Below are 8,081 nucleotides of genomic sequence, written 5' to 3'. Positions count from 1 at the left end.
CATGGGACGTCTTCCTGATTGGAGATTCGGGTTCACTGCTTATTGGCAAAGTTGCAGCAGAAATAACAGGGCCTATCGGATTGAGAAAGCTAGCAACTGATCGAAGGTGGTGACGTTAGCCATTCAATTGCCTATACGCCCGTCATGAGCCCGCCCACCAACCGCGTCCGTGTCGTCTTGTTGACGCAAGCGATTGGTCCGCTGGATTACCGCCTACCTGCCGATATGCACGCTGGTCCTGGCACTGTCGTCATGGTGCCGCTTGGCCCGCGCAAATTGCCGGGCGTTATCTGGGACGATGATGTCTTTGGCGAGGAAGCCGTGGACGCCAGCAAACTGCGCGCGGTGCTTGAACGTGTTGAATGCCCGCCAGTTGGGTCGGGTCTGCGCCGCCTTGTTGACTGGGTGGCTGATTATTATCTGACCACCCATGCTGCGGTGTTGCGGATGGTGTTGGCCTCTTCCGCTGCATTCACAGCCTCAGGCACTATTACGGAGTATCGCCGCACGGGGTTCGAACCTGCACGGCTGACACCGCAACGCGCGGCAGCGCTCGATGCACTGGAAGGCGTTCAGGGGCTTGTGCGCGAGTTGGCGGCGGAGGCTGGGGTGAGTGACGCGGTCATTCGCGGGCTTATCAAGGCAGGCGCCTTTGAACCTGTCACGATCAGCGTCGACACGCCGTTGCCCGAACCAGAAGCTGACTTTGCTGCGCCGGCACTGAATGAAGCACAACAGGTGGCTGCAACCAGCATGGTTGAGGCTGTTCGGACGGGCGCCTTTGACACCTTCGTCCTTGATGGCGTCACGGGGTCGGGCAAAACTGAAACCTATTTTGAGGCGGTTGCCGAGGCGATACGTCTGGGCAAACAGGTTCTGGTCCTGCTCCCTGAAATCGCGTTGACCGCGCCGTTTCTTGCGCGCTTTGAAGGCAGATTTGGCGTCGAGCCAGCCGTATGGCACAGCAATCTGCGCTCCACCCAGCGCCGCCGTGTCTGGCGCGCTGTTGCCGATGGCAGTGCGAAGGTGCTCGTGGGCGCGCGCTCGGCCCTTTTTCTTCCTTTTCCAAATCTGCGCCTCATCATCGTTGATGAGGCGCATGAGACCAGTTTCAAACAGGAAGACGGCGTGCGCTACCATGCCCGCGACGTTGCAGTAATGCGTGGCCGTTTTGAAGGCTTTTCGGTCGTGCTGGCTTCAGCTACGCCCGCACTGGAATCGCGGCACATGGTTGCGATTGGACGATATAAAGGGCTTGAAATCCCATCACGCTTTGGTGCGGCCAAAATGCCCGAGATCAAGGCCATCGACCTCACTCTGGATGCGCCTGAATCGCAGCACTGGATTGCGCCGACATTGTTAAAAGCGCTGGAAGAGCGGGTCGAACGGGGCGAACAGAGCCTGTTGTTCCTCAACCGACGGGGGTATGCGCCGTTGACCTTGTGCAGAACCTGCGGTCACCGTTTTCAGTGCCCGAATTGCACAAGCTGGATGGTTGAGCACCGGCTGGTTCGTAGGCTCGCCTGCCATCATTGCGGCCATGTCATGCCACCGCCGGAGGAATGTCCTGCTTGCGGCGAAAGCGACACCTTGGTCGCCTGTGGCCCAGGCGTTGAACGCATCAGCGACGAGGTTAACCGCCTGTTGCCCAACGCCCGCACCATTGTTGCGACATCGGACACGCTCTGGTCGCCAGAAAAAGCCGCCGAATTCGTATCGCGCGTCGAAAACAAGGCGGTAGATATCATCATCGGCACGCAATTGGTAACAAAGGGCTACCACTTTCCTGAACTGACCTTGGTCGGCGTGATCGACGCTGATTTGGGTCTTGAGGGCGGGGATTTGCGTGCTGCCGAACGCACATTCCAGCAAATCGCGCAGGCCGCTGGCCGGGCGGGACGCGGGGAAAAGCCCGGCGAAGTTTTTATCCAGACACGCAACCCCAACCACCCCGTCATCGCCGCGTTGGTTGCGGGCGACCGCGATGCGTTTTATGATGCCGAATCCGAGCAGCGTAAATCCGCTGGCGCACCGCCTTTTGGCCGGTTTGCCGCCATTATCATCTCGTCCGAGGACGAACGGGAGGCAATTGAGGCAGCACGCGCAGTGGGTGGCGCTGCACCGAAGGTTGACGGCATGCATGTCTATGGTCCAGCACCCGCACCGCTCGCGATGCTGCGAGGCCGCTATCGTCAGCGGCTGTTGGTGCATGCAAAGCGCTCGGTTGAAGTGCAGACAATTATCCGCACGTGGTTGGGTGGCCTACAATTTCCGCGCGGCGTCCGTATTGGGGTGGATGTCGATCCTTACAGTTTCTTGTGATCCGCACTTTAAGGCCAGCATGCGTGGCTAAATAGCAGATTTACCTGCGCCATTTTATGCTGCATTTAGCTGTCAAAATATTTGGAGGAAGTAGGATGCGGAGAATTTTATGGGCGGCGTTATTGGGCACCGTATCGGCCACCGGCGCATGGGCACAAGATGCCAAGCCAGCCTCTGATGCGACGATCGTCGCGCAACGCAACGTCGCGGCGCAGCTTTCGGTCGAAGACGGCCGCGATTTCGATTTTGCGGATAGGGGCTTTATCGGTACATTGTCCGACCCTGTCATCACCAATAAAGATGGCAAGCCGGTATGGAATCTCGGGGCGTATGACTGGATGGCCGACGGCAAGTCGCCCGACACCGTCAACCCGAGCTTGTGGCGGCATATGGGGCTGCTGCGCAAACATGGTCTTTACGCGCTGGCGGACAATGTATGGCAGGTACGCGGCTTTGACGTGTCGAACATGACGATTATCAAGGGCCAAACAGGCTGGATCATCATCGATCCGTTGACGAGCCGCGATACGGCGGCAGCTGCGCTAAAGCTTGTGAATGAAAAGCTAGGTGCGCGGCCAGTTACGGCTGTTGTCTATAGCCACAGCCATGTCGACCATTTTGGTGGGGTGCGCGGGATCATCAACGAAGCCGATGTGAAAGCCGGCAAGGTGGCGCTTATCGCGCCGGAGCATTTCCTCGCAGAAACCGCGTCTGAAAACGTCATGGCTGGCCCTGCAATGAGCAGGCGCGCCACATTCCAGTTCGGCACCAACCTAACCCCCGGACCACAAGGAACCATGGGCAGTGGCATTGGTAGAGGCATTGGCGGCGGTGACATTACGCTCATTCCGCCCACAATTGATATTCGCAAAACGGGGGAGCTTCGTGAAGTTGATGGCGTCACGCTTGAGTTCCAAATGGTGCCTCAGTCAGAAGCCCCTGCCGAGATGAATGTGTACATGCCCGCAGCGCGCACCTTTTTGGCGGCAGAGATCGCGACTTGTTCGTTGCACAATATCCTCACACCGCGTGGCGCAAAGGTGCGTGATACGCTAAGTTGGTCCGGCTTTTTGAATGAAGCGGTGAACCTTTATGGTGACCGGAGCGATATCATCGCCTCAAGCCATTGCTGGCCGCGCTTTGGCCAGTCAGAGGTTAAGGGTTGGCTGTCGGGGCAACGCGACAATTACCGTTATTTGCATGACCAAACCGTCCGCATGATGAACAAGGGCATGACTCAGGCGGAAATTGCTGAGGTTTTGAAGGCGCCGCCTGCGATTGCCAATCAATGGTTCAACAAGGGCTATTATGGCACATATAGCCATAATTCGAAGGCGATTTATCAATATTATCTCGGTTGGTATGATGCTGTTCCTGCAAATCTGAACCCGCATCCGCCCGAAGTGCGCGCGGCCAAAATGATCGCGGCAATGGGCGGCGCGAAGAAGGTCATCACTGAGGCCAAGAAGGCGGTGAAAGCCGGCGATTATCGTTGGTCGTCAGACCTATTAAATCAGATGGTTTTTGCAGACCCCAAAAATCTTGAGGGACGGGCGCTGCTCGCCGATAGCTATGAGCAGCAGGGTTATCAGTCCGAATCCGCCATTTGGCGCAACATGTACTTGTCAGGCGCACGCGAATTGCGTGAGGGCATGAAGGCGGGTGTGAGCGCGCAAAGCATCGATATGATTTCCACGATACCGACGGGCCTATTGCTAGACTCGGTCGCGACCCGGCTGGACCCGAATATCATTGGCGACGCAGCGTTGGCGCTGAACTTCGTGATTTCGGACCGGAAGGAAACGGCGAAAATCACGGTTGGCAATTCGGTGATGTTTAGCGAAATGGGCAAAGGGCATGCTTCGCCAGCCGTGACCATAACAGGGCCGCGCCAATTGTTTCTTGCTTTGCTGTTCCTGAAAATGCCCGCGGCGCAGCTCCAAATGGCAGGGTTGAAGATTGAGGGTGACCGGACGGTGATTGAAAAGCTTCAGGCTGCACTTGATCCGATGCCGGGCGCGTTCAACATCGTTGAGCCTTAAGGGCTACATTTCACCGCGCTGGCGGCGCAGAGCGTACCATTTTGCCACATTTGCATTATGCTCTTGCAACGTGTCGGCAAAAACATGTCCGCCATTGCCATCGGCAACGAAGTATAATGCGCTGGTCTTTTGCGGGTTTAGCACCGCAGCAATTGCTGCGCGCGACGGATTGGCAATTGGTCCTTTTGGCAGACCAGCCATTGCATAGGTGTTATAATCATTCACGTCCGTAATTTCGGATCGGAGAATACGGCGGCCAAGCGGCTTACCTTTTGTGATCGGGTAAATGATAGTTGGGTCAGCCTGCAACCGCATGCCCGTACGCAAGCGATTGGAATAGACTCCAGCGACGATCCGCAATTCGGACTTTAACGCAGTTTCCTTTTCGACAATGGATGCCAAGGTCAGCGCTTCAAGCGGGGTTTTGACGACTGTGTCGGCGCTTCGCTCCGGCCATAGCTCTGCCATTGTTTTCGTCATCGCGTCTTGCATGCGCTGAAGGACGTCGGTGCGGGGTTCGTTTTTGTCAAAAGCGTAGCTGTCAGGCAGCACTGAGCCTTCGGCCGGTATAGAGATGCTGCCGCTGAGCCGATCATTCGCCATGATGCGTTCATAAACCATGATCGATGGCATGCCCTCGGGAATGGTCACCATGCGTTGCACTGTTTTCCCACCAGTCAGTATGGACAAAATGTCAGAGTTGGAAGCTTTCGCCGGAATGACGAATTCACCGGCCTTGATCGTGCTGGACGCGCCAAACACCTTTGCCCGGTTCACAAAAGCACTTGCGGATTTGACCACGCCACTTTTTTCAAGCTGTTGGGCGGCCGAAGTGATGCTTGACCCCGGCTTAATCACAATACTGGTTTCGCGCTCCAGCGGTCCTGCAGCAGTCCAGCCATAGATGAAGTTGCCGGCAATAACTGCAAGCAGCAACGCCGCCGCTAATATCGCCCATGTGGCGAGGTGGCGCATAGTGTCAGATGGCTTTCATGATGAGGCTGGCATTGGTGCCGCCAAAGCCAAAGCTGTTGTTCAAAGCAGCTTTCACTTCACGCTTCTTAGCCACATGCGGAACCAAGTCGACGCCTTCAGTCCCGTCATCCGGGTTGTCTAGGTTGAGCGTAGGAGGCACGATTTGATCGCGGAGGGCCAAGATGCAGAAAATGCTCTCAACCGCGCCGGCTCCGCCCAGAAGGTGGCCGATGGCGGACTTGGTCGAGCTCATCGATACATGCGACATCGCATCGCCAAACAGGCGCTTTACCGCACCCAGTTCAATCGTATCGGCCATGGTCGATGTGCCATGGGCGTTGATATAATCGATATCGGCTGGTGACATACCCGCCTTTTTCAACGCCATTTGCATCGACCGGAAAGCCCCGTCACCTTCAGGATGCGGTGCCGTTACGTGATAGGCGTCGCCCGACAGGCCGTAGCCTACGACTTCAGCATAAATCTTTGCACCACGCGCCTTTGCATGTTCATATTCTTCCAAAACAACGACGCCCGAGCCTTCCCCCATAACAAAACCGTCGCGGTCCTTGTCATACGGCCGGCTGGCGGCTTCTGGACGGTCGTTGTAGCTCATGTTTAAGGCACGCGCTTGGGCAAACCCCGCAATCCCTAGCGGGTTGATGGTGCCTTCCGAACCGCCAGCGACCATGATGTCGGCATCATCATCCCGGATCATGCGGGCAGCATCGCCAATGGAGTGTGCGCCAGTGGAACACGCGGTCACGACTGCGTGGTTAGGGCCTTTCAACCCATACTTGATGCTGACTTGACCGGAAATTAGGTTGATTAAGCGGCCATGCACGAAATGTGGGCTGACACGGCTTGGTCCTTTTTCTGCGAGCAACAACGCTTCGCTTTCGATACCCGGAAGACCGCCAATGCCCGATCCGATTGAGCAACCAGCGCGCACCTTTTGCTCTTCGGTCAATTCTGTGAGGCCTGCATCTTCCAGCGCTTGGCCAGCGGCATCAATTCCGAAAATAATGAATGGATCAACCTGGCGTTGCACCTTGTGGTCAACGCGCTTGTCAGGGTCAAAGCCCCATGGGTGGTCCTTTGGCTTCACTTCGCACGCAATCAGGCATTTCTGGTCGCTTGCGTCGAAATGCGTAATCATACCCGCGCCAGATTTTCCGGCTATCAGGTTGGACCAAGTCGTTTCAACATCTGCACCCAAGGGTGTAACGAGACCTAATCCGGTGACCACGACACGACGCATTGCGTTATCTCCATATGCTTATCTTTGTGGTCTATTACCGTGAAAAATGCCCAAAAAGCAAACGGCTTTCCGACTGGAGCGCTGTTGACGCTGGCCGGAAAGCCGTTTGAATTTCTAACTCACCGCGCAACATATTGCGCGAAGCGGCTTAGCCGTTGCTGTTGATGAAATCGATCGCGTCCTTAACGGTGGCAATCTTTTCAGCGGCATCGTCTGGGATTTCGACGTTGAATTCTTCTTCAAACGCCATAACCAACTCGACAATGTCGAGGCTGTCTGCGCCAAGATCGTCGATGAAGCTTGCAGCTTCCTTGACCTTGTCGGCTTCCACGCCCAAATGTTCGATTACGATCTTTTTGACCCGTTCTGCGGTATCGCTCATTTTTGTGCCCCTTAATTGGTTGGGATGATGAATTTCTATTATTGCCCTAATGTCCAGATTGGCCGCTGGCAAGTGGCAAGCGACGGTTGTACATCAAAGCATCGCCATGCCGCCATTCACATGGATTGTCTGGCCTGTAATATAGCCAGCTTCTCTTGATGCGAGATAGGCAACCGCAGCTCCAATGTCCGTGCCTTCGCCCATACGGCCCATGGGGATGCGCGCATTTAGCGCGTCTTTCTGGGCATCGGGCAAGCTTTCGGTCATTGCGGTTGCAATGAAACCTGGCGCAACGCAATTGGCCGTCACGTTACGGCTGGCAAGCTCCTGCGCGATGGCCTTTGTCATCGCTGTAAGGCCACCTTTCGACGCTGCGTAATTGGCTTGCCCGGGATTGCCCGTGGCGCCAACGACGCTGGTGATCGTAATTATCCGGCCAAAGCGCGCCTTCATCATTGGCTTGGTGGCTGCGCGCATCAGGCGGAATGTCGCTTCAAGATTAATGCGGATAACGTCGCCCCATTCTTCATCCTTCATCCGCATCGTAAGGTTGTCGCGGGTGACACCGGCATTGTTTACAAGAATATCGATCTGGCCCAATTTCTCTAGCGCAGCAGGCACAAGCGCCTCAACGCTGTCTTTGTCGCCTAGGTCGCAAGGAACCGCGATATGGTCGCCGCCTAAAGACGCTCGAAACGCCTCTAGCTTGTCCACATTGGAGCCCGAAACCGCAAGACGCGCGCCTTGGGCCGCAAGCGCCTGACAGATCGCACTGCCAATCCCGCCCGATGCGCCCGTGACGAGCGCGGTCATACCGGTTAGATCAAACATATTACTCTCCCTTAAACTCGGGTTCGCGTTTTTCCAGAAACGCGGTGATGGCTTCGTCATTATCGGCGGTGGCGTGCGCAAGGCTTTGCATCGCGGCCGACATTTCTAGGATATTTTTGAGATCCGCTGTCTGCCCTTCGCGCAGCAGCCTTTTGGTCATCCGAACCGCATGCGGGGGGTTCGCCGCGATCTTGTTTGCAACCTTACGCGCGGCGGCCATCAATTCGGTATCATCCACAACTTCGGAAACGAGCCCGATGCGCAAGGC

Annotated in this window: 7 protein-coding genes; 2 read left to right on the top strand and 5 right to left on the bottom strand. The window is 56.2% G+C overall.

From position 1 onward, the window contains the following. The first annotated feature begins 144 nt into the window (after positions 1-144). Both QE270_RS09360 and QE270_RS09355 read left to right on the top strand, forming a co-directional pair. Positions 145-2,322 carry a primosomal protein N' gene (locus tag QE270_RS09360; protein ID WP_300038515.1) on the top strand — a complete coding sequence of 726 codons (2,178 nt, stop codon included), beginning with the start codon at positions 145-147 and terminating at the stop codon, positions 2,320-2,322. 95 nt (positions 2,323-2,417) lie between these two features. Continuing rightward, positions 2,418-4,364 carry an alkyl sulfatase dimerization domain-containing protein gene (locus QE270_RS09355; protein WP_300038512.1) on the top strand — a complete coding sequence of 649 codons (1,947 nt, stop codon included), beginning with the start codon at positions 2,418-2,420 and terminating at the stop codon, positions 4,362-4,364. Positions 4,365-4,367: 3 nt separating this feature from the next. Here QE270_RS09355 and mltG read toward each other — a convergent pair whose 3' ends face one another. The 5 genes from mltG to QE270_RS09330 form a co-directional block, all read right to left on the bottom strand. Continuing rightward, the gene (gene mltG, locus QE270_RS09350; protein ID WP_300038509.1) at positions 4,368-5,339 is read right to left on the bottom strand and encodes an endolytic transglycosylase MltG; all 972 of its coding nucleotides are present in this window, start codon (positions 5,337-5,339) and stop codon (positions 4,368-4,370) included. 4 nt (positions 5,340-5,343) lie between these two features. Further along, entirely contained in the window at positions 5,344-6,600 is a 1,257-nt protein-coding gene (gene fabF / locus QE270_RS09345) for a beta-ketoacyl-ACP synthase II (protein WP_300038506.1), read from the bottom strand. Positions 6,601-6,748: 148 nt separating this feature from the next. Further along, positions 6,749-6,982: an acyl carrier protein gene (locus tag QE270_RS09340; protein ID WP_300038503.1), complete on the bottom strand. Its 234-nt coding sequence runs from the start codon at positions 6,980-6,982 to the stop codon at positions 6,749-6,751. 93 nt (positions 6,983-7,075) lie between these two features. After that, positions 7,076-7,813: a 3-oxoacyl-[acyl-carrier-protein] reductase gene (gene fabG / locus QE270_RS09335; protein ID WP_300038500.1), complete on the bottom strand. Its 738-nt coding sequence runs from the start codon at positions 7,811-7,813 to the stop codon at positions 7,076-7,078. Between the two features lies 1 nt (position 7,814). Then, positions 7,815-8,081: enoyl-CoA hydratase-related protein (locus QE270_RS09330; RefSeq protein WP_300038497.1), on the bottom strand; the 267-nt coding region annotated here is incomplete at its 5' end.

The organism is Sphingorhabdus sp. (assembly GCF_029865925.1).
Lineage (GTDB): Bacteria > Pseudomonadota > Alphaproteobacteria > Sphingomonadales > Sphingomonadaceae > Sphingorhabdus_B.
This window is presented reverse-complemented; position numbering and strand designations above follow the sequence as displayed.